Here is a 24,848-nt window from a genome sequence, read left to right on the forward strand (position 1 = left end):
TCTTTTTCAACTGCACCATGACCATGCCTGCCCCACCCCTTCCCGACACGCCCTGCTACCTCAACGGTGAATACACCCCCCTCAAGGACGCCAAGATCAGCGTGCTGGACCGCGGTTTCATCTTCGGCGACGGCGTGTACGAGGTGGCGCCGGCCTACGGCGGCCGGCTGTTCCGTTTTGAGCAGCACATGGCCCGCCTGGCGCGCAGCCTGGCCGAGTTGCGCATCCCCAACCCGATGACCGCTGCCGAGTGGCAGGCCGTGGCCTTGAAGCTGGTCGCGGCGCACGCACAATCCACCGGCGCGCCGGCCGAACAGGGCAACCAGCTGGTCTACATCCAGGTCAGCCGCGGTGTCGCGATGCGCGACCACCCCATGCTGCCCGGCCTCACGCCCACCGTGTTCGTGATGGCCAACGCCATGAAACTGCCCAGTGCGCAGCAGCGCGAGGCCGGTGTCGCCTGTGTCACGGCCGGCGATTTCCGCTGGGAAAAAGCCCACATCAAAAGCACCAGCCTGCTGGGCGCGGTGTTCGCGCGCCAGATCAGCGTCGACGCCGGCGCGGTGGAAACCATCATGTTTCGCGGCGACCACCTCAGCGAAGCGTCTTCGAGCAACGTCTGGGTCATCAAGGACGGCAAGGTCTTCGGCCCGCCCAAGGACAACCTGGTGCTTGAAGGCATACGCTTCGGCCTAATCGAGGACATGTGCCGCGCCGCCGGCATTCCGTTTGAGCTGCGCCGCATCACGCACGCCGAAGTGCTGGCGGCCGATGAAATCCTGCTGTCGTCCGCCACCAAGGAGGTGTTGCCGGTCACCCTGCTGGACGGCCAGCCCGTGGGCCACGGGCTGGAAAAAGGCAAACCCGGCCCCATTTATGCCAGGCTGTACGCTGAATACCAGCGTGCCAAACAGGCCTGAAAGGACCCTCGCCATGACCACGTCCCCCGACACCCCGAAAACCCCGAACATCATCGGTGTCCCCGGCTCCGAGCCTTCGCGCCAGGAGTCGCTGATCGAGTACCCGTCGCAGTTCCCCATCAAGGTCATGGGCCAGAAGGTCGACGGCATGGTCGCGGCCATCACCGCCATCGCCCACCAGTTCGACCCGGCCTTTGACGCCACCACCATTGAGCTGCGCGAAAGCAAGGCCGGCAACTACCTGGGCGTGACCATCACCGTCACGGCCACCAGCCGCGAACAGCTCGACGAGCTTTACCGCACGCTGTCGACGCACCCCATGGTCAAAGTGGTCCTCTAAACCACGACTGAAGCCGAAGAGATGCAGGCAACCATGCTGCCCCCACGCTCCGCCGCTGCGCGGGTTGCTGCCCCCCGAGGGGGCTGGCCTTGCTTGGGGCGGCCCGGCGCGGCGGCCACGGCGCCATGATATTGATTCAATCATTGGGCCGGGTCGACTACCTGCCCACCTATGAAGCCATGCAGGCCTTCACGGCCGCCCGCCACCCGATGGGCGCCACTGAAGGGTTGCAGGACTCGTTGGCGGAGCCCGACCAGCTGTGGATCTGCGAACACCCGCCGGTCTATACCCAGGGCCTGGCGGGCAAGGCCGACCATGTGCTCAACCCCGGCGCCATCCCGGTGGTGCAGACCAACCGCGGCGGCCAGGTCACGTACCACGGGCCGGGCCAGGTCGTGGCCTACCCGCTGGTCGACCTCAAGCGCGTCGGCTATTACGTCAAGGAATACGTCTACCGCATCGAGGAGTCCGTCATCCGCACACTCGCGCATTTCGGCGTCACCGGGCACCGCGTGGCCGGCTCGCCGGGTATTTACGTGCGCCTGGACGACCCCTTTTCGCATGCACGGCTGCAACACCCCTCACCCCGGCCCTCTCCCGCAAGCGGGAGAGGGAGTGAACAGCACCCTCTCCCGCTTGCGGGAGAGGGCAGGGGTGAGGGTGACCCTTTCCGGGGCCTGGGCAAGATCGCCGCCCTGGGCATCAAGGTCAGCCGGCATTGCACCTACCACGGTGTGGCGTTGAATGTCGCCATGGACCTGGAACCCTTCTCGCGCATCAACCCTTGCGGCTATGTGGGACTGCAAACCACAGACCTTCGTACAATTGGCGCATCCGTCACGTGGCAGGAGGCCGCGGACGTGTTGGGGCGGAAACTCACGACGTATCTGGCACCCTGATCTTTTTTCCGCTCGGGCTGAGCCTGTCCAAGCCCCCGGCGCCCCGCCGGTCATGAGCGGATTTCCAGCCCTTCGACAGGCTCAGGGCAACCGGTATCGACCATGAGCACACCCGAGATCGTCAACGCGGCCACCAGCCCTTCACTGAACCCCGTGGTCCGCGACGTCCAGAGCCTGGAAGGCTACAACCCGCTGGCCAAGCAGAAGGCCGCGGCCAAGCTCTCGCGCATCCCCGTCAAGGTGGTGCAGGGCGAAATGCTCAAGAAGCCCGACTGGATTCGCGTGAAAGCCGGCAGCCCGACCACGCGCTTTTATGAGATCAAGCAGATCCTGCGCGAGAACAAGCTCAACACGGTGTGCGAGGAAGCCAGCTGCCCCAACATCGGCGAATGTTTCGGCAAGGGCACGGCCACCTTCATGATCATGGGCGACAAGTGCACGCGCCGCTGCCCCTTCTGCGACGTCGGCCACGGCCGGCCCGACCCGCTGGATGCCGACGAGCCGCTGAACCTGGCCAAAACGATTGCGGCGCTGAAATTGAAGTACGTGGTGATCACCAGCGTGGACCGCGACGACCTGCGCGACGGCGGCAGCGGCCACTTTGTCGAATGCATCAAAAAAATCCGCGAACTCTCGCCCGCCACCACGATTGAAATCCTGGTGCCCGACTTCCGCGGCCGCGACGACCGCGCGCTGGAAATCCTCAAGGCCGCGCCGCCCGACGTGATGAACCACAACCTCGAAACCGCGCCGCGCCTCTACAAAGAAGCACGCCCCGGCAGCGACTACCAGTTCAGCCTGAACCTGCTCAAGAAGTTCAAGGCCCTGCACCCCGACGTGCCGACCAAGAGCGGCATCATGGTCGGCCTGGGCGAGACCGACGAGGAAATTTTGCAGGTCATGCGCGACATGCGCGCCCACAACATCGACATGCTGACGATTGGCCAGTACCTCGCGCCCTCGACCAGCCACCTGCCGGTGCGCCGCTACGTGCACCCCGACACCTTCAAGATGTTCGAGGAAGAGGCCTACAAGATGGGCTTCACCCACGCCGCCGTGGGCGCCATGGTGCGCAGCAGCTACCACGCCGACCAGCAGGCCCACGCGGCCGGCGTCGCCGACAAGGCCGACGTGGCCATCGCCGCCCTCTGAACCACCGCACATGAGTGCGCCGCAAGGCTCCCTGTCGCTGCGGCACTACGGCGCCTCGCACGGCAGCCATGCGCACGAACATTTCCAGGTCTTGCTGGGCCTGGACGGCGTGCTGGACCTCGAAGTGCAGGGGCGCGGGCGCCGCATCGCGGCCGGCCAGGGCTGCGTGATCGCGCCCGGCGACCATCATGATTTTGAATCCCGCGAAGGCAGCCGCTGCATCGTGCTGGACACCCCGCACACCGCCTGGGCGCGCTGCGCTTACGACCCGGCACACACCGCGCAGGCGATTGCGCTGGGCCACTACCTGGCCCATGCGCTGCAGCAGCGCGGCAGCCTGGCGCAGCACTACGGCCCGGCCTTGCTGCTGGAGGCCTGGGCGCCGCCGCAAGCGGCATCCTCACGCTACCAGCGCCCCATCCATTGGAAGCAACTCGCCACCTGGACGCAGCAGCGCCTGCATGAGCCTTTGAGCGTGGCGCAACTGGCCGCGCAGGTCTTCCTGAGCCCCACGCAGTTCGCCGCGCGCTGCCGGCGCGAGACCGGCCTCAGTGTGATGCAGTGGCTGCGCCGGCAACGCCTGGCGCTGGCCCTGCAATTGCGCGGCCGCGGCATGAGCGTGGCCGACACCGCATTGCACTGCGGCTACCACTCGCCCTCCGCGCTGACCGCCGCGCTCCGGCGGCAGTCAGGCGAATCGACTTAATAGCGATTCGGGTTGTTCGGCCGGCGGTCGTAGCGGTTGCTCACGCCGTCGCCATCGCGGTCATAGCGGCCGCCATAGCCGGGGCCGTTCGCCGGGCCGCCGCGGTAATGCGGGCCGTCGCCGTAAGGCACGGGATAGGCCACGCAGCCCGACAGGGCCATAAAGCCGGCGAGAGAGAGCAAAACAAGGGCGAGCTTTTTCATGAGGGGTCTCCTTGAGGTTTCAGGCCTCGGGTTGTTGTCAAAACATCTGCACCCTCATTGAAGGCCCGGCCCGTGCCCTGGAGGTGTCCGGCATGCGCCTGCCAGGTGAAGCTGGTTACCGGATGTAGGCATGGCTGCAGGGCAAACCATCGCCGCGCGCCCGCAAAGCGTCGTTGCGCGACGATGCGGCGCGCCGCGGCTTTTATGCTTGCGGCATGCCAGCCAATCTTTATGCACTGGGCGCCATCGCCCTCTGGGTCGCGCTTGCCTCGCTCGGGGTCTCGCTCAAACATGTTCCGCCTTTCCTGCTCACAGGTGTTTCGCTGCTGGTCGGCAGCACGCTGGCCCTGCCCTTTGTGCTCAGGGACAGGCGGCAATGGCGCATCCCGCCCGCCACGCTGGCGCTGGGTGTCTGCGGCCTCTTCGGTTACCACTTCCTGCTGTTCATCGCGCTGCGGCACGCGCCCGCCGTCGAGGCCAACCTCGTCAACTACCTGTGGCCGCTGTTCATGGTGGTGCTGGCGCCGCTGTTCCTGCGCGGCGTGAAGTTGCGCGCCGTGCACGTGGGCGCGGCGCTGCTGGGGTTTGCCGGCGCGGCCATTGCCATCCTGGGCGCGGGCGGCGGCGGGTCGGCCGCGGGCGGCTGGTCATGGGGTTATCTGCCGGCGCTGGGCTCGGCCTTCATCTGGGCCAGCTACTCATTGCTGACCCAGCGCGTGCCGGCTTTCCCGACGGCCGCCATCGGCCTGTTCGGCCTGGTGTCGGGCGTGCTTTCGCTGCTGTGCCACTGGGCGCTGGAGCCGGCGGCCGTGCTGTCCGCGCAGGACTGGCTGCTGCTGGCCGTGATGGGCCTGGGCCCGCTGGGCGCGGCGTTTTTCCTGTGGGACAAGGCCCTCAAGCTCGGCGACGCGCGGCAGATCGGCATCCTGAGCTACCTCACGCCGCTGGGCTCCACCGCGCTGCTGATGCTGGTGAGCGGCCGCGCGCTGAGCTGGAGCATTGGCCTGGCGGCGGTGATGATCATTGGCGCGGCGGTGCTGGGCACCCGGGCGCGGTAGAGCGGGTTCCGGCCCCGGAGTTGCCATCAAATGAGAATAACTCTCATTTGTGAGGTATAGTCACGGCCTCAGCCACACATCGTGCGCAGCGTCCCCAGGCGGGGCGTTCGCCGCAGCAGGTGCAGCCAGTTACCACTAGCCGCGGCGCCTGCCTTCCCTAGTCCCAGCTTCGTCCGAAGCCGCCCCGGCGGCCTCGTGGCCATGCCGTGGCGGGCGTCATCCGGCTTCATACCCAGAAGACCATGACCAAGCTGCTTGCTACCCGCGCGCCCGTTTCGCGCCATGTGCCCGTACTTTTGACAAGATGGATTCCCGCCGCAGCCGCGGCCTGCTTTTGCTGTGCCACCTGGGCGCAGGACAGCCAGCCCGGCGTCCTGGGCAGCGTCACGGTGACGGGCGCGCGTGAGAGCACGTCGACCCGCCTGCCGCTGACCGCGCGCGAGACCCCGCAATCCCTGAGCACCATCGATCGCGAGCAGATCGAACAGCGCGCGCTCACCAGCGTGGACACGGTGCTGCGCAGCACCACCGGCATCCACGTGAGTTTCTATGACACGCAGCGCCCGCTCTACTACTCGCGCGGCTTCCTGATCACCGACTTCCAGGTCGACGGCATGCCGACCTACAGCGCGAACACCAACCAGGAGTTCGACACCGCGCTGTACGAGCGCATCGACATCGTGCGCGGCGCCAACGGCATCCTGACCGGCGTGGGCACGCCCTCGGCCACCATCAACCTGATCCGCAAGCGGCCGCAGCGCACCTTCGGAGGCTCGGTGGCGCTGTCGGCCGGCAGCTGGGACTACTACCGCGCCGAACTCGACCTGAACGTGCCGCTGAACGCCGACGGCAGCGTGCGCAGCCGCTGGGTGCTCGCGCCGCAAAAGCGCAACAGCTTCCGCGACCGCTACCAGGAAGACAAGTACGCGCTGCTCGGCGTGGTCGAGGCCGACCTGGGCCAGTCCACGGTGGTGTCGGTGGGCTACCAGCGCCAGAACAACGAGCCGATCGCCGGCGTCTGGGGCACGATCCCGCGCTTCGCCTCCAACGGCAGCCTGGCGAATTTGCCGGTATCGAGCAACTTCTCGCCGTCGTGGACGCGCTGGTCGCGTGAATCAGGCACGGTGTTCGCCACGATCGACCACCAGCTCAACGACCAATGGGCGCTGAAGGCCAGCTACAACCACACCGAAGGCGAAACCTTCAGCCTGCGCACCTACGCCTACGGCACCACCGCCGCCAACGCGCCCTTCCCCAATCCCGTCACCGGCGCCGGCGTGCGCCTCTACGGCGCGGTGGGCGGCGGCACCGAAAAGCAGGACGCGCTTGACGCCTACCTGACCGGCAAGTTCAAGCTGGCCGGCCGCGAGCACGACCTGACGGTGGGCGTGAGCAGCCTGCGCACCAACACCCGCACCGACGGCTACACCAACCTGGCCGCGGGCCCCACCACCTACAGCTACACCATCCCCAACGTCTTCACCTGGGACGGCACGGCGCCGGTCCCGGCCTACAGCCGCACCGGCGCGTTCAACGAGCAGGTCACGCGCCAGGACGGCGTGTACGCCTCGGCGCGCTGGCGCCTTGCCGACCCGCTGTCCGTGCTGACGGGCGTGCGCTTCACCAACTGGCGCCGCCAGACCGACAACTACAACACCGCCGGCAGGTTCACCAACACCACGGCGCAGCAGTCGGTGATGCGCGAGCCCTCGCCCTTCCTGGGCGTGGTCTACGACATCAACCCGCAGCTGTCCCTCTATGCCAGCCACACCGGCATCTTCAACCCGCAGAACTACAAGGACCGCAACAACCAGCCGCTGGACCCGGTCAAGGGCATCAGCAACGAGATCGGCATCAAGGGCGAGTGGCCCGCGCAAGGCATCTCAGGCTCGTTCGCGGTGTTCCAGGTCAAGCAGGACAACTACGGCGTGCGCGACAGCACCCAGCCCACGGGCAGCCTGCCCGACGGCAGCTCGGCCTACGTCGGCGTGAACGGCACCAGCACCAACGGCTGGGAGGCCGACGTGGCCGCGCGCCTGGCGCCCGGCTGGCAGGCCACCGCCGGCGTCACGCGGGTGCGCACCCAGCGCAACGCGGCCGACCTGACCTACGCCAACCTGCCCGAATGGCTGGTGAAGCTGGGCACCCAATACCGCTTCTCCGGCGCGCTGCAACCGCTCGAAGTCGGCGCGCAGCTGCTGTGGCAGGGCAAGATGGACGCGGTCAACGTGCCCAGCCCGTCCGGGCCGGCCACCGTCACCCAGTCGCCTTTCGGCCTGCTCAACCTGAACGCCACCTGGCGCATCAGCGAGAAAACCAGCGTCAACTTCGCCGTCTTCAATGCGCTCAACAAGCGTTACTGGGCGACGCTCGACTACCCCAACTACGGCGAGCCGCGTTTCGCCAGCGTCACGCTGCGCGCCCGCTTCTGACGGCCGGCGCCATTCAACTTCCAGCAACTTTCCAAGGAGAAACCATGAAATACACCCTTATCGCCCTGGCCATGGCCGCCGCGGCCGCCATGACCTTCACCGCCCAGGCCCACCAGGTCTGGCTTGAGCAGGATGCGCAAGGCGCCAAACTTTATTTCGGCGAGTTCGGCGAGAACCTGCGCGAGGCCTCGCCCGGCCTGCTCGACAAATTCGTCAAGCCCGTGGGCCAGAAGCTCTCGGCCAAAGGCGCCGAGCCGCTGCAGGTGAACAAAACCGCCAACGGCTTCGCGCTGGCAGGGCGCGCCGCGCGCGGCGAGTCGCTGGTGGCCGAGGAGCCCGCCTACCCCATTTCGGAACGCAAGCAGGGCGACAAAGTCACGCGCAGCCTCTACGTGCCAGCCGCGCGGCTGGTCACCGACCTGGCGAAACAGGACCCCAAACTCACGCTGGACCTCGTGCCCACCGGGCAAAGCGCCAAGGGCGGCGCCGAGTTGCAGGCCTTCTACAAGGGCCAGCCGCTCGCCAAGGCCAAGGTCGCCGTCGTCACCGCCTCCGGCTGGGCCCAGGAACACCACACCGACGAGGCCGGCAAGCTCACCGTGAACCTGCCGTGGCAAGGCACCTATGTGCTGGAGCTGTCGCACACCGACACCGCTGGCGGCGAGCGCGGCGCCGAGAAGTGGGACCGCGGCGCCTACGTCACCTCGCTGACGCTGGTGCAAGGCGAAGGCCTGGCCGCCCTGCCGGCCGCACCCGCCGCGCCGCCGAACAAGGCGAATTGATATCCACCCGAAATCGCCGCTCACAAGGCAAGGCAGGCAAGAAGGCCCGTAGCAAATGTCAAAGCTTGAAGAACACGGCTACAGCCGCCACGGCTGGCTGTCGCGCGGCAGTGCCGGGCTGCACTACCGCCTGGGCGTGGCCTCGCGCGCGCTGGCCTCCATCGTGGGCGGCTACGCGCTGTCGGCACTGGCCGCCACGGTGACGGCCATCTACCTGCCGGCCAGCCGCGCCGAAGCCGCCGTCACCGGCATGCTGGCCTCCTTCGTGGTCTACATCTGCGCCGTGCTCTGGGTGTTCGCCGCGCGCAGCGCGGCGCGCGCCTGGGCCGGGCTGCTGGCGCCCGGCGCGCTGCTGGGCGCCGGGCTGTTGTGGCACTTTTACGCGAGGGCCGGCGCATGAAGGAAGGTTTTCGCCAATCGATGAACTGGCTGCACACCTACAGCGGCCTGCTGGTCGGCTGGGTGCTGTTCATGGTGTTCGCGGCCGGCACGGCCTCCTACTTCAAGGACGAAATCAGCTACTGGATGCGGCCCGAGCTGCATGCCGCGGCGCTGAAGGATGTGCCGCAAGCCCAGGTCGCCGAAAACGTCGTCGCCGCCCTGCAGGCGCGCGGCGGCAAGGGCCAGCGCTGGTTCATCACCCTGCCGACCGAACGCGAGCCGGACGTGCGCGCCACCTGGATGCGCGCGCCCGCGGCCAAGGGCCAGGCGGAAGCGCCGCCCGAGCCCGGCGTGAGCCGGCGCGGCCGCTTCGACTCCGCCGTACTGGAGCCGGCCACCGGCAAACCGCTGGCGGCCAGCCGCGACACGCGCGGAGGGGAGTTTTTTTACCGCCTGCATTTCGACCTGCACTACATGCCGGTGCTGTGGGCGCGCTGGATCATCGGCATCTGCGCCATGTTCATGCTGGTGGCCATCGTCTCGGGCGTGATCACGCACAGGCGCATCTTCGCGGACTTCTTCACCTTCCGGCCCCGGAAGGGCCAGCGCAGTTGGCTGGACGCGCACAACGCTGTCGCTGTGCTGGCGCTGCCCTACCACCTGATGATCACCTACACCGGCCTGGTGACGCTGATGCTGATGTACATGCCCTGGGGCCCGCAGGTCACCTACAAGGGCGACCAGAACGCCTTCATCGCCGAGGTGTTCCCGGCCAGCGGGCCGCGCGACCCCAAGCCCTCGGGCATCGCCGCCCCGCTCGTGCCGGTCGGGCCGCTGGTGGCCCAGGCCACCGCGCGCTGGAACGGCGCCCCGGTCGGCCGCATCACCGTGAACAACCCGAACGACGCGGCCGCCACCCTCATCCTGTCGCGCCGCGAAGGGCAGGACATGTCCTCCTCGCAGCCCGCACTGATGTTCAATGCCGCCACCGGCGAGCTGCTCAGCGAAGTCGGTGAAGAGCGCGGCGCCGCCGTCACCACCCGCAGTGTGCTGTACGGCCTGCACCTGGGCCGCTTTGCGGACCCTTTGCTGCGCGCGCTGTTCTTCATCTCCGGCCTGGCCGGCTGCGTGATGGTGGCCACCGGCCTGCTGCTGTGGGCCGTGAAGGAACGCAACAAGTACGGCAAGGCCCTGGCGCACGGTGGGCGCGTGGGCTGGGCCTCGCGCCTGGTCGACGGCCTGAACGTGGGCGCCATCGCCGGCCTGCCGATCGCCATGGCGGCCTTCTTCTGGGCCAACCGGCTGCTGCCGGTGCAGCTGCATGAGCGCGCGCAGGCCGAAATCAACCTCTTCTTCGCCGTGTGGGCGCTGGCCGCCATCGCCGGGCTGGCATGGCCAACACGCCGCATGTGGCTGGTGCAGCTGGGCATCGCGGCCTTCCTGTTCGGCGCGATTCCCCTGCTCAACGCCGCCACCACGGCCAGCCACCTGGGCGTGACGATTCCCGCGGGCCTGTGGCGCGTGGCCGGCTTCGACCTGGTCTGCCTCGCGCTGGGCACCGTCTTCGGGCTCAGTGCCTGGTGGCTTGCGCGCAAGGACAGCCGGCAGGCGGCACGCAAGCCGGGCCACCCACTTGCGGATGCGGGTGCGGCCCCATGAAGGACGCCTTGCTGATCGCCTTCGCCGGATGCGCCGCCTTCGCGGGCTTTGCCGCGCTCGCGCTGGCGATGGACCGGCATTTCGAAGACCTCTTGGGGCGGGGCCGCAAGCCCGGCAAGCTGCGGCCCTGCCTGCGCGCCGGCGGTGTTGTGGGACTGACGGCCTGCCTGCTGGCCTGCCTCGCCACGGATGGCGCCACCCAGGGCTGGGTGCTGTGGTTCGGCGTGATGACGGCCGCGGCCCTGGCCGTCATTGTTTTGCTCAGCTACGCGCCGCGCAAGGCCCGATAGGCTGCGGCAAGGCAGGCTACATCTTGATGTTCTGCGCCCACATGATGGCCGACACATGGGCCTTGTTGACGTCTTCGGCCGTCATGGACATGGGCGCCGAGAAATCGACGGCGCGGCCGTCCAGGCCCTCGCAGGCTTCCACCAGCGCCAGCACCGGCGCGTAGACGCCTTCCCGCGACAGCAGCGCCTCCGAGACGGCGGGCGGCAGCACCAGCTGGGCCAGCACCTCGGGCACCGGGGTTCCCAGCAGGCGGTCCAGGAAGGAAAACATGCCGACGACAAACAGGTTTTCCGCTTCGCGCCGGGTCAGGAAGTCCTGCCCCAGCAATTCCGCGAAGCGCCCGCGGATCATCGCGGCCTGCATCAGGGCGGGGGAAAAGCCCGTGGTGTGGGTGCGCGCCAGCAAGAGCAGCAGCCAGCGGAACAGCGGCGCATAACCCAGCATGGACACCGCATGCCGCGCCGACTCGACTTCGACTTCCAGGCCGAAACCAGCCGAATTGATGTAGCGCAGCAGCTTGTAGGAAAGCTGCAAGTCGGTTTTGAGCGCCTTCTCCACATTGCGGATGTCCGCATCGCCCTGCACCAGGTGCATGAGCTGCAGGATCTGCTGGGCTTCGGGGCCCAGCTTGACGGCCTGCTTGATCTCGCGCGGAGCCCGGCAGATGTCCGCAAAAATTCCTTCGATTCCGGTGCCGGCGCAGGCTTCCAGCGCCTGCCAGCCCGGGATCCGGTCTACCACCACGCGCAGCGGCGGCGAACTGTGCCGGGCAAAGCGCGTGATGGCTTCGCGCTCGGGGTGGTCATGGGCCACCAGCAGGTGGCTGAGGCGGGAAAGCTGCAGCGCGTTGTCCCGGTTTTCCAGGGTGGCAAAGTCCGCGACGCGCAAGGCCAGGCCCAGTTCGCGCGCGCGCCAGGACGTCAACACGGCCTGGTTGGCCTTGTCCAGCAAGTCCGCCTGCTTCAGGATCAATACCAGCGCGTGGTGCGGGAAACCTTCCAGTTCGCCGGCGAACTGCGCCACGGAAGGGACTTCGATGAAGAAGCGGCCGGACGGTGTCTCGCGGGCGTGTGCCAGCAATGCCAGCAGCTGGTGCGACGTGGTCTCGCCGGAAGATTCACCGCCCCCGGAACTGCCCTGGCTTGCCAGCAGGTAGCCGGTCACGCGTTGCTGGACGTCAAGCAGGGGGGCCCTGAAAATATAGTTGTTTTCGCTTGCCAAACTTCGGCCCAGGATTGGATGAAGGGGTCGCCACGCCTCTGCTGAACACCTTCATTGAGCGCGCCGACAATGCGCTCAAGGCATGGGTCCCGGGTGGCCGGATAAGGGGGGAATTATCCTTTTGTTACAAGCTCGCGGCGCAAGCCAACCACCCCTGCCGGGTCCATCACCGCGCATAACTTCACACAAGGCGCGAAAAAAAACCGTGAACCCGGGGATGAACTCAGGGCCGCGGCGGCTCCGCCGGCCACAGCAGGCTGATGGCCAGCCCCGGCTCCGCATTGCGCACTTCCAGCTGCGTGCCGTGCGCCTGTGCCACCAGCCGGCACAAATACATGCCCAGGCCCACGCCGCCGGTGGCGCGCTGGCGCGCGCCGTCGGTGCGGTAAAAAGGCTCGGTCAGGTGCGCCAGCTGCGCCGGGTCCACGCCGGGGCCGAAGTCGCGCACCTCCAGCAGCACGCCGCCGCCGGCCGGCTGCAGCGACACGCACGGCGGCCGCGCCGCACCGGCGCTGTAGCGCAGCGCGTTGTCCATCAGGTTGCGCAGCAGCAGGCGAACGCGCATGCGGTCCAGCGCGAGCGGCGGCAACCCGGCCGCCAGGTCCAGTTCCACTGTCGCCGCATGGGCCATGTCGGCCGCCACCTCGCGCACCAGCGCGGCCAGGTCCACGGGCTCGCGCTGCAGCGCGGCATGCGGGCTGGCCAGGCGCTCGCTTTCGAGCAAATCGCTGATCAGGTCGCGCATCTCGCCGAGGTCGCGCAGCAGCGCATCGCGCTCGCGCGGCGCGCTGCCCTCGCCCGCGGCCGGCAGCAGTTCGGCATTGAGGCGCGCGCGCGTCAGCGGCGAGCGCAGCTCGTGGCTCAGCGCCAGCAGCAGGCCGCGCTTGGCGTCCAGCATGCCCTTGATGTCTTGCGCCATGGTGTTGACACGCCCGGCCAGGTCGCCGAGCTCGTCGCGCCGGCGCAGCGGGATGGGCGTGTCGAAGAGGCCCTGGCCGAAGCGCTCTGCCCCCGCGCGTATGTCGTCCAGCGGGCGCAGCAGGCGCCGCACATAGGCATAGGCGCCCACCAGCAGGCCCAGCAGCAGCGCCAGCGTGATCCAGCCGAACATGCCGTGCGGCGAGCCCTGCCAGGGAATGGTGCCGGGGCCGAAGATGACCTTGTGGCCGTCGGCCGTGGTGCGGCTCAGCCAGTCGCTGGCGCGGCCGTCAAACAGCTTGCGGTCGGGGTGCGACTGCCAGTTGACCTGCGGCCCCTCGATGCGGATGGAAATCGGCAGCCGCGCGGCCAGCGCCTGCGCGCGGCCCAGGTCGGGCGGCGAGCCCAGGTCGGCCACCAGGCGGTCCATGTAGTCGCTGACCAGCGGTTTGGCCGCGTCGCGCCAGCCGCTGGAAAACGCGCGCTGCATGCCGCCCATGAAGACCGCGCCCATGCACAACGCCAGCAGCAAAAACACCGTGATGAGGCGCAGCCGCAGCGAATGCCCCCAGCGGTGCCGCCAGCGCTCGGGCCGCGAGCGGCCGCAACGGTCTCGCCACTTCATTTTCATGGCGCGCCCGCCTTGCCCACCGCCAGGGTGTAGCCGGCATTGCGCAGGGTCTTGATGCAGTCCAGCGGCTCCAGCTTTTTGCGCAGCCGGCTCACCACGATGTCGACGGCGCGTGTGTAGAGCTCCGCCTCGTGGCCGCGCAGGCGGTTCAGGATGTCGTCGCGGTTGAACACCTTGCCCGGGTCGGCCGCCAGCAGCGCCAGCAATTCAAACTCGGTGCCGGTCAACTCGACCTTCTCGCCCAGGCGCAGCACCTCGCGTGTTTCCAGGTTGATCGCCAGGCCCTCGAACACGCGGCGCGCTCCGGCCGGCGGCACGGCGCGCTGGCGCCGCAAGATGGTCTGCACGCGCGCCACCAGCTCGCGCGGCTCAAAGGGCTTGGGCAGGTAGTCGTCGGCGCCCAGCTCCAGGCCGACCACGCGGTCCATCACGTCGCCGCGCGCGGTCAGCATGATGACCGGGATGTCGCTTTCCTTGCGGATCTCGCGGCACAGCGCGAAGCCGTCCATCTCGGGCAGCATGACGTCCAGGATGGCCGCGTCGTAGGCGCCGGCGCGCAGCTTGGCCAAGCCCTCGCCGGGGCGCAGGGCGCTGTCCAGCACGAAGTCGAAACGCGCGAAGTAAGCGGCCAGCGGCGCGGCCAGGTGCTCGTCGTCGTCGATCAGGAGGATGCGGGGCATGCGGCCATCATAGGGAATCGCGTGCAAGCCGCCTTCACCACGGGTCCCGCGGGCCCAGGCGGCCCAGGTGGGTGTGGCCAAAACCCGTGCCGTACTTGAGGCCATAGCCGAGCAGGCGGTCAAAGCCGATGTGCGCGCACCAGACCAGCGCGGCCGCCAGCAGCAGCGGCGAAGCACCCAGCACGCCCACGGCCAGCAAAGCCACGGCGCCCAGATAAGAATGCGCCGCGTTGTAAGCCAGCGCGCCCCAGCGCGGCCCCGCGAGGTAGGCCAGGAAGGACAAGTCGGGCAGCAGGAAGAGCGCGGCGAACCAGCCCCATCCCGCGCCGAACTGCGCATAGGCCGCGACCGAGGCGGCCAGCACGGCCAGCCCCTCGGCGCGCAGCAGCAGGCGCACGCCGCCGCTGGCGCTGCCGGGCGCGGCAGCCACGGCCTGGCGCCGCACCGCCCGCGCGATGCGCGCGGGCGGGAAGAACAGCGCCTCAGCCACGGTGGCCCCAGCGGCGGCCGCGCTCCATGAAGTCGCGCACTTTCTGCTGCTGCTCGGGGCGCAGGTTGTCAAAGAAGTCGGCCGCGGCGGCAATCACCTCGGGGCTGCCGGCCTGCAGGGCTGCGGTTTTTTCATCGATCAGCTTCTTGGCGCCGGCCTGGTCCAGCGTGTTGCCGGCGAACAGGCCGCGAAACGCGTCACGCGGCTCGGTCGCGCCGCGCAGGGCGGTGCGCTGCGCATGCAGCTTGTCGGCCAGCACGGCCAGCTTCTGCTTTTGCGCGGCGTCCAGGTCCAGGCGCGAACCGACTTTCTCGACCATGCGGGCGCGGAACTCGGGCGAGCCCATGTCGCCGTGCATGCCGCCCGGGCCGCGCTGCGCGCAGGCGCCCAGGCTGCCGATGATGAGCGCCCCGCCAAACAGGCCGAGCAGGAGTTTTTTGATGCGGTGTTTCATGAAGCGCCTTGTGAGAGGAGTTGAGGTTCTTCATGGTGCCCGCGCAAGGCCCGCGGGTGTTTTCGCGCCGGTTGCGGCATGTTTCGCTTTGTTTCGGCGCGGGCGCCGCCCGGCCTCGCTCAGTCTTGTAAAAGCGCTGCCGGGTCTTCGCTGGCCAGCACCTGCTCCGCCCAGGGCTTCAGCTTGGCGGCATCGGCGCGCAGGATCTGCTGCTTGACCGCCAGGATCTGCGAGGGATGCATGGAAAAACTGCGCAGGCCCAGGCCCAGCAGCAATCGCGTCATGCTGATGTCGCCGGCCATTTCGCCGCAGACACTGACGCCCTTGCCCTGCGCGTCGCATTCGGCAATCGTGTCGGCGATCAGGCGCAGCACGGCCGGGTGGCAGGGGTCGTAGAGGTGCGATACCGCCTCGTCGGCGCGGTCTATGGCCAGCGTGTACTGGATCAGGTCGTTGGTGCCTATCGACAAAAAGTCGAAGTACTTCAGGAAGAGCTTGAGCGTGAGCGCCGCGGCCGGGATCTCGATCATTGCGCCCAGGCGCACCGGGCCGTAGGGAATGCCGGTGTTGTCGAGCAGCGCGCGCGCGTGGTCGATCAGCGCCATGGTCTGGCGGATTTCGGTGGCGTGCGCCAGCATGGGCACCAGCAGGTTGACCTGGCCGTGCGCGGCCGCGCGCAGGATGGCGCGCAGTTGCGTCAAGAACATCGGCGGGTCCGCCAGGCTCCAGCGGATGGCGCGCAGGCCCAGCGCCGGGTTCAGGTGCGTGTCCTGCGCCTTGGCGTGGCGGTCCAGCGGCTTGTCCGATCCGATGTCCACCGTGCGTATGGTCACCGGCAGGCCCTGCATGCCTTCGATGGCCTTGCGGTAGGCCTGGTACTGCTCTTCCTCGTCGGGCAGCTTGCCGCTGCGGCCCATGAAGAGGAATTCGCTGCGGAACAGCCCGACGCCGACCGCGCCGGCCGTCACCGCACCCACGGTGTCCTCGGGCATCTCGATGTTGGCCAGCAGTTCGACGCGCTGCCCGTCGATGGTCAGCGAGGGTGTGTTCTTCAGCCGGTTCAGGCGCTGGCGCTCCAGCTCGCCCTGGCGCTGCTTGAAGCCGTACTCGGCCAGGATGATGGGAGACGGGTCGACGATCAGCACGCCGGCATCGCCGTCGATGATGACCCAATCGTCCTGCTTGATCAGCTGGCTGGCGCTGCGCGCGCCCACGACCGCCGGGATGTCCATGCTGCGCGCCACGATGGCGGTGTGCGAGGTCTTGCCGCCCACGTCGGTGGCAAAGCCGGCGAACAGGCTTTGCTTGAACTGCAGCATGTCGGCCGGCGAGATGTCGTGCGCCACCAGCACCAGCGGCACGTCGGTGGTGTCGTCCAGCAGCAAATCCTGCTGCGAGGCCTTGCGGCCCGCGCCGGCCTGGGCCGCCGGCTGCACCGGCGAGGCCACGCCCTTCATGTGGCGCAGGATGCGCTCGACCACCTGCTCGAGGTCGGCCTTGCGCTCGCGCAGGTACTCGTCCTCCATGTCGTCGAACTGGCGCGCGATGATTTCGTACTGCGTGGTCAGCGCCCACTCGGCGTTGTAGTGGCGGTCGGTGATCCAGTGCTTGACGCCGCTGATCAACTGCTCGTCCTGCAGCAGCATCAGGTGCACGTCCAGCAGCGCGGCCAGCTCGTGCGGCGCGTCCTTGGGCAGGTCCTGCTGCACGCGCGTGATTTCTTCCATCACCGCGTTGCGCGAGACCCGCACCCGCGTGATCTCGTCCAGCGTCTTGCCGGGGTCGATGAAGTAATGCGCGACGTCGGCGCGGCTGGACGCCACGAGCACGGCACGGCCTATCGCGATCCCCCGCGAAACAGCCAAACCGTGAACGGAAAAGGTCATTCACCTTCTCCGAATTTGTCGGCGATCAGTGCCAGGATCGCGTCCATGGCGGCTTGCTCGTCATTGCCGTTGGTCTCGACCTCAACCGTGCTGCCCAGGCCGGCGGCCAGCATCATCACGCCCATGATGCTTTTGGCGTTGACGCGGCGCTCGCCCTTGCTCATCCAGACTTCGCAGCCGAAGCTGCCGGCGAGTTTGGTGAGCTTGGCGGAGGCGCGGGCGTGCAGGCCCAGCTTATTGTTGATGCTCGTGCTGGTCTTTATCATGGTTTCGGCGTACCTGGTTTTGCGGAGCGGTGATGGCCACCTGCATCACGCCCTGCGTGGCCCCGATGAGGGCCCGCGCCACCAGGGCGTCGAGCGACTCGTGCCGGTAGGAGATGGTGCGCAGCAGCATGGGCAGGTTGATGCCGGTGATGAGTTTGGAGTGGACGCCGTCGACCAGCTTTTGCGCCACGTTGCAGGGCGTGGCGCCGAACACGTCGACCAGCACCAGCGCATGCGAGGTGCCCAGCTGCGCCAGCATGATGCGCGCCTGCGCCAGGGTTTCCTCGGGCGGCATGTTGGGCTGGACATCGAGCGCGGCGACGCCGGGCGCGTTGTCGGGGAACACATGCAGCACGCACTGGCGCAAGGCGGAGGCCAGCGGGGCGTGGGCGATGATGAAGATGCCGTTCATGGGTTTTCGGGTTCGACTGAATTATCGGCGCTGACACTGAGGAAATACCCATATGAGGCGATACAACAACACAATAACACCCCCATCGCCGCCTGGAAACTCGCCACCTGCGCCAGGCCCATGGCGGCGAACACGTCGATCAGCAGGCCTATGCCCCACTGCACGACGAACACGCCGGAAAAAATCATGAGGTTGTAGCCCGACATCGCCCGGCCCGCCAGCGAGGGCTTGAAAGCCATGCCCACCGCCGGCTGCGCCAGGCCCAGCACGCTGCAGCTCATGCAGAACAGGGCCCAGCCCAGCCAGCCGGCCGAAGGGCCGGCCGCGATGTTGGCCGCCAGCACCGCCAGGCTCAGGGGCACGCCCCAGGCGATCAGCCGCGTCGCCGCCCAGCCGTGGCGCGACAGCCAGGGGTTGACCATGCCCCAGCTCCAGAAGGTCACCAGCATGGTGGCGTTGATATAGAACAGGCCGGTCGCCGCCTCCAGCGGCGTGTAGCCCGCCACCTTGACCATCCACGGGCCGGCCCACAAAGTCTGCACCGCGACCAGCCCGCCGTAATGGAAAAAAGCCAGCGGCGTCATCTTGCGGAAATAGCGGCTGCGCCAGATGGGCGCGTAACCCGTCTCCGCTTCGGCCCCCGCCGTTGCCGCCGGCGCGGCGCCATGGCCCAGCTTCCACGTCGGCACCACCCAGGCGATGGCCGCCATGCACAGCAGGATCATCGCCGCCAGGATCCAGAACATGGGCCGCCAGCCCGTCACCGGCATCAGCCACTGCACCGGCAGGGTGGAGGCCAGCATGCCCAGCGAGCCCGTCATCAGCATCCAGGAGTTGGCGCGCAGCACCGTGCCCGGCTCAAGCCAGCGGCGAAAGCCGGTGAGCGGCGCCATCAGGCAGGCGCTCACGCCCATGCCCACCAGCACGCGCGCGGCCAGCAGCCAGGCGAAGCTGGTCGCCAGCGAAAACGCCAGGCAGCCCAGCACGGCCACACTCAAGAAGCACAGGATCACGCGCTTGGGGCCGTGCCGGTCCAGCCAGGTGCCCAGCGGCAACTGCGTGGCGGCAAAGCCCAGGAAATAACCACCGGCCAGCAGCCCCAGGTCGCGCGCATGCAATGAGAAGTCTTGCGTCAACACCGGCGACAAGGTGGCCGTGATGGCCCGCACCAGGGCCGAACAGAAATAGGCGGCGGCAAAGGCCAGGAACACGATGGCGCCTGTCCAGGCGTCCAGCCGGCCGGCTTCGGATGACGCGGCAGGCGATGCACTGCGCGCGGCGGACAGGGAAGTTTGGGCGGTCGTCATCCGAATCACTCGAACTTAAGGCTGGAGAAAAAGGTGTCGGCAGCCTCGGGCGCGATGCGCGCCGAATACAGCACCACCTGGAACACCTGCGCGCCCTGCGCAAAGTAAGCCGCCTGCCCGCTGACCGGCGTGCCGTCGGCGCGCTGGCCCTGGGCCTTGACCAGCACGGCGTCGGCGCCCGGAATCTTCAGCGGCGACACCTGCGCCGGCCCGGCTTTCATATTCGCCAGCGTCAGGCTTTGCCACTGCGCCAGCACCGTTGCGGCCTGCGCCGCATCGGCCAGTTGCGCCACCGCGACCGCAAAAGTCGCGTCACCGGCATCGCAGCCCAGCATGGACAGCGGCGTCGCCGGCCCGCCCAGCGGCACGGTTTTTTCGGCCTTGTCGGGTTTGCAGGGCAGCAGCAGCGCCAGGCGCGTGCCCTCGGGCCGCACTTCGCGCCAGTTCAGGGCGGGGCTGCAGGCTGCGAGTAAAACCATCGCTGTCAGGAAAAAGGCGGCGGCCGGTCGCGGCAAGAGGCGCGCGGCACCCCGGGAAATCATAAGCATGCCTTGGACTTTACAGGGATTCACGCCTTCGGGCGGCGTTTTGCACCGCTTCGGCGCGCAGGAGGCGTCCGGCCTTGCACCAAGCCGGGCACCTTGCCTGCTCATGCCTGGCATGTGCCCGGAACCCCTGGTGAAAAAGCCCAGGACCCTGCGCGCCGGGATGCGAGCCCGCAAGCACGGCCGCCCGGGCAGGGCCCTGGCTTGATAAGCTCGGTGATGATGATCAATTTCAAAACACCCCTGTTCATGGCCGCGATGCTGCTGTGCGCCGCACGCCCCGCCTGGAGTTTGGAGCTGCAAAACCAGAACTTCAGCGACGACGAAATTTTCTCGGCTGTCGTCAACCGGTTTAAAAAGCCGCTTCAGCACCGGTTCAACCCCGCCGCCACGGGCGAACGAAAACCGTTGCTGGTGCTGGGCTCCGCGCTGAAATTCGGCAAAAAAATGCAGTCCCAATCGTTTACCCACCTGACGCAGCAAGAGCTGGTGGCGGACCAGCAGGCTGTTTTTATCTTGATAGAAAACGCGCGCCCGGACCCTGAGCACAGCGCGCTCTATGTGGACTACGACATCCCGAGCAACGCGTCTTTCGGCGTGCTGAAGGTCTACCCCAAAGAGGGCGTGCTGGTGGCTGAATCGCATGACAGCTTCCGCTCGTCCTCAGGCGCAAGGGCCACTTACGGCAAGCTGTACAAGGGCGTGGCCTGCCGGGACAACACGGAAATGGCGTACCGCTGGAATTACTACACACGCAGTGGCTCAGGCGGGCGTTGCCCTGAAACAATGTTTACCGAATTCACGGACTAGCAAGCAAGCCCGCTACTCGGGACTGCAGGACAAAAACGATGCCTTTCAGCCGCCGTAATTTTCTTGCAGCGATGCTTCCAGCCACCGCCCAGTTGACGGGCTGCGCAAGCATGCAGGCGGCGACCGAATCGTCCCCGACAGTTCAGGTCCGCCCAACACTGCTTGCCAGCGAAACCGATTGGTCGTCCCTGCCTGATCGGTGCAAAGCCGACCCTGATCTCGCCCGTTTCACCGCGGCACTGCTGGCACGCGCCCGCACCGACGTCGCCCTGCCTCCGCTGGAGCACAAACCCAAGGGCGGCCACCCTCTCGGTGTCTCGCGCGAGTTCATTCGCCGAAGCCTGCAGTGGGCTTTCGCTTACCGGGTGACGGGGGAGCGGGTTTTTCTGGACCGCGCCCGGCAGGAAATGCTCGCCGTCGCCGCATTCAGTGACTGGCTTCCGGATATCTACCTGGAGCTCGCCGAGATCACCACGGGCATGGCCATTTCCTACAGCTGGCTTTTGAATGACCTGTCGGACTATGACCGCGCCGTCCTGCGCGCCGCGATTGTCAACAAGGGCATTGCCCAGGCGCGCAACGGCCACATCACGTTCAGGTCCACCAACAACTGGAACCAGGTTTGCATAGGCGGCATGGTCCTCGGCGCGCTGGCCGTTGAGGAAGACGAACCCGCACTTGCGGCCGACCTCCTCGCGGCGGCGCGCCAGGGCGTCTTTATCGGGCTCAATGCCTACCGCCCGGATGGGGTCTACCCGGAGGGGCCGGCCTACTGGAGCTACGGAAGCAGCTACACGGTGCTGCTGGCCGCCGCACTGCGCGGCAACAAGGACGGCAACACGGACCGCAATTGGGGCTTGCTGGATGCGCCCGGATTCAAGCGCAGCGCCCAGTTCTATGCCCACACCATCGGCCCGTCCGGGAAGTATTTCAATTTTGCCGACAGCACCGAGGACCAGGGCCTGCCATGCGCCATCGTCTACCTGGCCCGTGAACTGGACCAGCCCGCGTTGTTGACGGCCAAGCGCCGGATGATCCGCAACGGGCAGGGCCTGTCTGACCTCTTCGCGCCCCTCTCGGTGTTGTGGTGGCCCACACAAACAAGGGAAAATACCGCGCCGACAAATTTCTCGGGCCAGGGGGCGCAGCCGCTCGCCATCTGGCGTTCGTCATGGTCCGATCCGGACGCATGGTGGTTCGCCATCAAGGCGGGCGGAGCGGCGCACAGCCATGCGCACATGGACGCAGGCAGTTTTGTGCTCGACCTGGATGGCCTGCGATGGGCCAAAGACCTCGGCGCGCAGGACTACGGTAGCCTGGAATCACGCGGCATAGACCTGTGGAACATGAGGCGGGAGTCGACACGCTGGCAGGTCTTCAGGCTGTCAGCTGAAGCGCACAACACACTCACGCTGGGCGGCCACGCACACAGTGTGCGCGGCATGGCCACGCTGCGCATGGTTGACGAGCGCGAAGCCTTGATAGACCTGACCGCCGCGCTGTTGCCGGGCCAGGTCACGCAGGCCACACGCCGCGCCCGTTTCCTGGATGATGCGGTGCAACTCGACGACGAGCTTCTCGGCGCCCGCCCGGGCAGCACGGTCCGGTGGGCGATGGCCACCGAGGCGGAGGTCAGGCTGGAAGGCAATGCCGCGTTTCTGACGCAAAAGGGCAAGCGCCTGACCGTGCAGTTTGAAGGCGACGCCATCCAGCTGGACGTGCTCGATATCTCGGCGCCCCGCCGCGACTTCGACCAGCCGAACCCCAACGTTCGCCAGCTGGTGGTGTCCGGAAAGCCCAGGGCAGACGGCAGCTGGAAACTGGGGGCCCGCTTCTCACGGGGCTAGGGCCGCACCGCTTTGGCGCACTTTGCAGGCCAAAGCCCGCACCAAGCTGGGCACGCGGCTTGCTAATGCCGTTTATGTTTGAAGACATCGCCATTCCGGTTATGCCCGTCACAGCGACCACGCCGGCGACGCCGCCCACCCACCTTCCCGGCGCCGACCAGCCGGTCTGGCGCGACCGGCTGTCGCAGCTGCTCGAGTCCACCGGCGAAGGCATCTTCGGCATCGACATGGACGGCTGCTGCACCTTCATCAACCGGGCCGGCGCGGAGCAGCTTGGCTACGAAGCGGAGCAGGTGCTGGGCCGCAACATGCACGAACTCGCCCACCACTCGCATGCCGGCGGCGCGCATTACCCCGAGCACCTGTGCCCCATCTTCAACGCCTTCCGCAAGGCCCTGCCCTGCCGCATCGACAGCGAGCTGTTCTGGCGCCAGGACGGCAGCGCCTTCGCGGTGGAGTACTCCTCTTACCCCATCGTCGAGGGCGGCGTGGTGCAGGGCGCGGTGGTCACCTTTGTCGACATCTCGGCGCGCCGCCAGGCCGAGGACGCGCTGCGCCAGGCCCATGCTGTGCTGGAGCAGCGCGTCAGCGAACGCACGCATGCGCTGTCGGAAGCGCTGCAGCACCTGCGCGAACTCACGGCCTACACCCACAGCGTGCGCGAGGAAGAGCGCACCCGCATCGCGCGCGAGGTGCACGACGAACTCGGCAGCCTGCTGGTGGCCCTCAAGATGGACGTGGGCTGGCTGGACAAGCGCCTGGGCGAGCAGCAGCAGCGCGAACCCGACGCGGCCCAGGCCATGCGCGACACCATGCGCCACAAATGCCAGAACATGGGCCGGCTGATTGAAAGCGCGGTCGACAACGTGGGCCGCATCATCACCGACCTGCGCCCCAGCATCCTGGACCACCAGGGCCTGTGGGCCGCGCTCGACTGGCAGGCCCACGAGTTCGTGCAGTCGGCCGAGCTGGCGCTGGACTGGCAGATGGACGTGGCCGGCGCCGCGCCGCTGCCCGAGCCTTCCGCGATAGCCATCTTCCGCATCTTCCAGGAGATGCTCAGCAACGTGGGCCGGCACGCCGCGGCCAGCGAGGTCGCCATCCGCATCCAGGCCGACGCTACCGGCATCAGCATCGCGGTGCAGGACAACGGCCGCGGCGCCGAAGCCGCCGCGTTTGAAGCGGCCGACGCTTACGGCGTGATGGGCATGCGCGAGCGCGCGCGCCACCTGGGCGGCAGCCTCGAGATCTCCAGCGAAGTCGGCCGCGGCTCGCTGTTCCATTTGCGCATCGCGCTGCCTTCGACATGACCGCCATCGCCATGAGCACCCTCAAAATCCTGATCGGCGACGACCACCGCATCGTGCGCGAGGGCCTCAAGCAGGTGCTGGCCGACGCGCCCGAGATCGAAGTGGCCGCCGAAGCCGAAACCGGCCCCGACGTGCTGCTGCGCGTCGAAGCGCTGGGCGGCGACACAGGCCTGGATGCGGTGCTGTTGGACATCGCCCTGCCCGACCGCGACGGCCTGGACGTGCTGCAGGCCCTGAAAAAAAGCTGGCCGCGCCTGCCGGTGCTGATGCTCAGCACCTACCCGGAAAAGCAATACGCCGTGCGCTGCATCAAGCTGGGCGCGGCCGGCTACCTGAACAAAAGCGCGAATCCCGACGACATGATCGCCGCGGTGCGCAAGGTGGCGGCGGGCGGCCTCTACGTTTCAGCCGCCACGGCCGAAGCACTGGCCAGCGCCGTCGGCGGCAGCGGCGGGCGCAGCGGCGCCGAGGCCCTGTCGCACCGCGAACACCAGGTGTTCCGGCTGCTCACGGCCGGCAAGTCCGTCGGCGAGATCGGCACGCAGCTGGGCCTGGCGTCCAACACCGTCAGCACCTACCGGCTGCGCATCCTTGAAAAAACCGGCGCCAAAAACGACGTGGAGCTGGCGCTGTACGCCGAGCGCCACGGCAAGGCGCCGTCCGGCGCCTGAGCGCGGACTTTCGCACGGCCTTGTCCTACGGCCGCTTGGGCGCCCGTTGACTCACATAACGCGCGCTCCCGGGTCATGCTGGCTGCAGACGGCGCCGCCGCTCAGTCCAATCCAAGGAGTATTTTGATGACCACCGTGAACGACGTGATGACCCGCAATGTGCGAACCCTGGCCCCCGGCGCCACCGTGGCCGAGGCCGCGAAAGCCATGCATGAACTCAACGTGGGCGTGATCCCCGTGTGCGAGGGCGACAAGCTGCTCGGCATGGTGACCGACCGCGACATCGTGCTGCGCGCCGTGGCGCAGGGACTGGGCGGCGACACGCCGCTGTCCACCGTGATGAGCACCGACGTGCGCACCGCGCGCGAAACCGACGACCTCGACACCGTCCTCGCCGACATGGCGTCCCGCCAGATCCGCCGCCTGCCCGTGCTGGACGCGTCGCAGCGCCTGGCCGGCATCATTTCCATCGGCGACATCGCCGTGAAGGGCCAGGACGAAGAGGATGTGGGCCAGTCGCTGGCCGATATCTCCTCGCCGGCCTGAGCGCCACGGCAGAGCTGCGGGTATCGGCCCA

The 24,848-nt window shown here is 67.8% G+C and carries 27 protein-coding genes; 16 read left to right on the forward strand and 11 right to left on the reverse strand.

Annotated elements, in window-relative coordinates; all coding sequences use genetic code 11:
- The first annotated feature begins 17 nt into the window (after window positions 1–17).
- The 5 genes from ACLV8F_RS13500 (at window position 18) to ACLV8F_RS13520 (ending at window position 4,017) form a co-directional block, all read left to right on the forward strand.
- Window positions 18–920, forward strand: coding sequence for a D-amino acid aminotransferase (locus ACLV8F_RS13500; RefSeq protein WP_411884725.1), 903 nt, complete (start codon window positions 18–20; stop codon window positions 918–920).
- 13 nt (window positions 921–933) lie between these two features.
- The gene (locus ACLV8F_RS13505) at window positions 934–1,260 is read left to right on the forward strand and encodes a YbeD family protein (protein ID WP_411884726.1); all 327 of its coding nucleotides are present in this window, start codon (window positions 934–936) and stop codon (window positions 1,258–1,260) included.
- Window positions 1,261–1,385: 125 nt separating this feature from the next.
- Window positions 1,386–2,159: a lipoyl(octanoyl) transferase LipB gene (lipB, locus tag ACLV8F_RS13510; RefSeq protein ID WP_411884727.1), complete on the forward strand. Its 774-nt coding sequence runs from the start codon at window positions 1,386–1,388 to the stop codon at window positions 2,157–2,159.
- Between the two features lie 102 nt (window positions 2,160–2,261).
- A complete protein-coding gene (lipA, locus tag ACLV8F_RS13515; RefSeq protein WP_411884728.1) occupies window positions 2,262–3,311 on the forward strand; it encodes a lipoyl synthase in 1,050 nt (349 codons plus the stop codon).
- Between the two features lie 10 nt (window positions 3,312–3,321).
- Window positions 3,322–4,017, forward strand: a complete 696-nt coding sequence (locus ACLV8F_RS13520; protein ID WP_411884729.1) for a helix-turn-helix domain-containing protein — start codon at window positions 3,322–3,324, stop codon at window positions 4,015–4,017.
- Here the strand turns inward: ACLV8F_RS13520 and ACLV8F_RS13525 are convergent.
- Window positions 4,014–4,220 (reverse strand): hypothetical protein, encoded by a 207-nt coding sequence (locus tag ACLV8F_RS13525; RefSeq protein WP_411884730.1) that lies wholly within the window; start codon window positions 4,218–4,220, stop codon window positions 4,014–4,016. The genes ACLV8F_RS13520 and ACLV8F_RS13525 overlap by 4 nt on opposite strands.
- A 215-nt stretch (window positions 4,221–4,435) precedes the next feature.
- Here ACLV8F_RS13525 and ACLV8F_RS13530 point away from each other — a divergent pair, with 215 nt between their 5' ends.
- The 6 genes from ACLV8F_RS13530 to ACLV8F_RS13555 all read left to right on the forward strand — a co-directional run bounded on the left by ACLV8F_RS13530 (window position 4,436) and on the right by ACLV8F_RS13555 (window position 10,822).
- Window positions 4,436–5,278: a DMT family transporter gene (locus ACLV8F_RS13530; RefSeq protein WP_411884731.1), complete on the forward strand. Its 843-nt coding sequence runs from the start codon at window positions 4,436–4,438 to the stop codon at window positions 5,276–5,278.
- Between the two features lie 242 nt (window positions 5,279–5,520).
- A complete protein-coding gene (locus ACLV8F_RS13535) occupies window positions 5,521–7,710 on the forward strand; it encodes a TonB-dependent siderophore receptor (RefSeq protein ID WP_411884732.1) in 2,190 nt (729 codons plus the stop codon).
- 44 nt (window positions 7,711–7,754) lie between these two features.
- On the forward strand, window positions 7,755–8,492 hold the full coding sequence (locus ACLV8F_RS13540) for a DUF4198 domain-containing protein (RefSeq protein WP_411884733.1): 738 nt from the start codon (window positions 7,755–7,757) through the stop codon (window positions 8,490–8,492).
- A 55-nt stretch (window positions 8,493–8,547) separates the two neighbouring features.
- Window positions 8,548–8,892, forward strand: a complete 345-nt coding sequence (locus ACLV8F_RS13545) for a DUF3649 domain-containing protein (protein ID WP_411884734.1) — start codon at window positions 8,548–8,550, stop codon at window positions 8,890–8,892.
- Window positions 8,889–10,532 carry a PepSY-associated TM helix domain-containing protein gene (locus ACLV8F_RS13550; protein WP_411884735.1) on the forward strand — a complete coding sequence of 548 codons (1,644 nt, stop codon included), beginning with the start codon at window positions 8,889–8,891 and terminating at the stop codon, window positions 10,530–10,532. The genes ACLV8F_RS13545 and ACLV8F_RS13550 overlap by 4 nt, the downstream gene beginning before the upstream one ends.
- A complete protein-coding gene (locus tag ACLV8F_RS13555; protein WP_411884736.1) occupies window positions 10,529–10,822 on the forward strand; it encodes a DUF3325 domain-containing protein in 294 nt (97 codons plus the stop codon). Before ACLV8F_RS13550 ends, ACLV8F_RS13555 begins: the two co-directional genes overlap by 4 nt.
- A gap of 16 nt (window positions 10,823–10,838) precedes the next feature.
- Here the strand turns inward: ACLV8F_RS13555 and ACLV8F_RS13560 are convergent, their stop codons facing one another.
- From ACLV8F_RS13560 to ACLV8F_RS13605, 10 genes are all read right to left on the reverse strand, one after another.
- The gene (locus tag ACLV8F_RS13560; RefSeq protein WP_411884737.1) at window positions 10,839–11,987 is read right to left on the reverse strand and encodes an EAL and HDOD domain-containing protein; all 1,149 of its coding nucleotides are present in this window, start codon (window positions 11,985–11,987) and stop codon (window positions 10,839–10,841) included.
- A 280-nt stretch (window positions 11,988–12,267) separates the two neighbouring features.
- Window positions 12,268–13,593 (reverse strand): ATP-binding protein, encoded by a 1,326-nt coding sequence (locus ACLV8F_RS13565; protein WP_411884738.1) that lies wholly within the window; start codon window positions 13,591–13,593, stop codon window positions 12,268–12,270.
- A complete protein-coding gene (locus ACLV8F_RS13570; RefSeq protein ID WP_411884739.1) occupies window positions 13,590–14,273 on the reverse strand; it encodes a response regulator transcription factor in 684 nt (227 codons plus the stop codon). The genes ACLV8F_RS13565 and ACLV8F_RS13570 overlap by 4 nt, the downstream gene beginning before the upstream one ends.
- A 34-nt stretch (window positions 14,274–14,307) precedes the next feature.
- Window positions 14,308–14,763, reverse strand: a complete 456-nt coding sequence (locus tag ACLV8F_RS13575) for a DUF4260 domain-containing protein (protein ID WP_411884740.1) — start codon at window positions 14,761–14,763, stop codon at window positions 14,308–14,310.
- Window positions 14,756–15,217, reverse strand: coding sequence for a Spy/CpxP family protein refolding chaperone (locus tag ACLV8F_RS13580; RefSeq protein WP_411884741.1), 462 nt, complete (start codon window positions 15,215–15,217; stop codon window positions 14,756–14,758). The genes ACLV8F_RS13575 and ACLV8F_RS13580 overlap by 8 nt, the downstream gene beginning before the upstream one ends.
- Window positions 15,218–15,336: 119 nt before the next feature.
- Window positions 15,337–17,103 carry a phosphoenolpyruvate--protein phosphotransferase gene (gene ptsP / locus ACLV8F_RS13585; protein ID WP_411884742.1) on the reverse strand — a complete coding sequence of 589 codons (1,767 nt, stop codon included), beginning with the start codon at window positions 17,101–17,103 and terminating at the stop codon, window positions 15,337–15,339.
- Window positions 17,100–17,369, reverse strand: coding sequence for an HPr family phosphocarrier protein (locus ACLV8F_RS13590; protein ID WP_411881272.1), 270 nt, complete (start codon window positions 17,367–17,369; stop codon window positions 17,100–17,102). The genes ptsP and ACLV8F_RS13590 overlap by 4 nt, the downstream gene beginning before the upstream one ends.
- A complete protein-coding gene (locus ACLV8F_RS13595) occupies window positions 17,338–17,781 on the reverse strand; it encodes a PTS sugar transporter subunit IIA (protein WP_411881271.1) in 444 nt (147 codons plus the stop codon). The genes ACLV8F_RS13590 and ACLV8F_RS13595 overlap by 32 nt, the downstream gene beginning before the upstream one ends.
- Window positions 17,778–19,088 (reverse strand): MFS transporter, encoded by a 1,311-nt coding sequence (locus ACLV8F_RS13600; protein WP_411884743.1) that lies wholly within the window; start codon window positions 19,086–19,088, stop codon window positions 17,778–17,780. The genes ACLV8F_RS13595 and ACLV8F_RS13600 overlap by 4 nt, the downstream gene beginning before the upstream one ends.
- 5 nt (window positions 19,089–19,093) lie before the next feature.
- A complete protein-coding gene (locus ACLV8F_RS13605) occupies window positions 19,094–19,567 on the reverse strand; it encodes a hypothetical protein (RefSeq protein ID WP_411884744.1) in 474 nt (157 codons plus the stop codon).
- 285 nt (window positions 19,568–19,852) lie between these two features.
- Here ACLV8F_RS13605 and ACLV8F_RS13610 point away from each other — a divergent pair, with 285 nt between their 5' ends.
- From ACLV8F_RS13610 to ACLV8F_RS13630, 5 genes are all read left to right on the forward strand, one after another.
- Entirely contained in the window at window positions 19,853–20,443 is a 591-nt protein-coding gene (locus tag ACLV8F_RS13610; protein WP_411884745.1) for a hypothetical protein, read from the forward strand.
- Window positions 20,444–20,514: 71 nt separating this feature from the next.
- Window positions 20,515–22,290, forward strand: a complete 1,776-nt coding sequence (locus tag ACLV8F_RS13615) for a heparinase II/III family protein (protein ID WP_411884746.1) — start codon at window positions 20,515–20,517, stop codon at window positions 22,288–22,290.
- Between the two features lie 74 nt (window positions 22,291–22,364).
- Entirely contained in the window at window positions 22,365–23,600 is a 1,236-nt protein-coding gene (locus tag ACLV8F_RS13620) for a PAS domain S-box protein (RefSeq protein WP_411884747.1), read from the forward strand.
- 11 nt (window positions 23,601–23,611) lie between these two features.
- Window positions 23,612–24,271 (forward strand): response regulator, encoded by a 660-nt coding sequence (locus ACLV8F_RS13625; RefSeq protein ID WP_411884776.1) that lies wholly within the window; start codon window positions 23,612–23,614, stop codon window positions 24,269–24,271.
- 126 nt (window positions 24,272–24,397) lie between these two features.
- Window positions 24,398–24,817 (forward strand): CBS domain-containing protein, encoded by a 420-nt coding sequence (locus ACLV8F_RS13630; RefSeq protein ID WP_411884748.1) that lies wholly within the window; start codon window positions 24,398–24,400, stop codon window positions 24,815–24,817.
- Window positions 24,818–24,848 lie beyond the last annotated feature (31 nt).

Origin of the sequence: Polaromonas sp. YR568 (assembly GCF_943369675.1) — a bacterium.
Classification (GTDB): domain Bacteria; phylum Pseudomonadota; class Gammaproteobacteria; order Burkholderiales; family Burkholderiaceae_C; genus Polaromonas.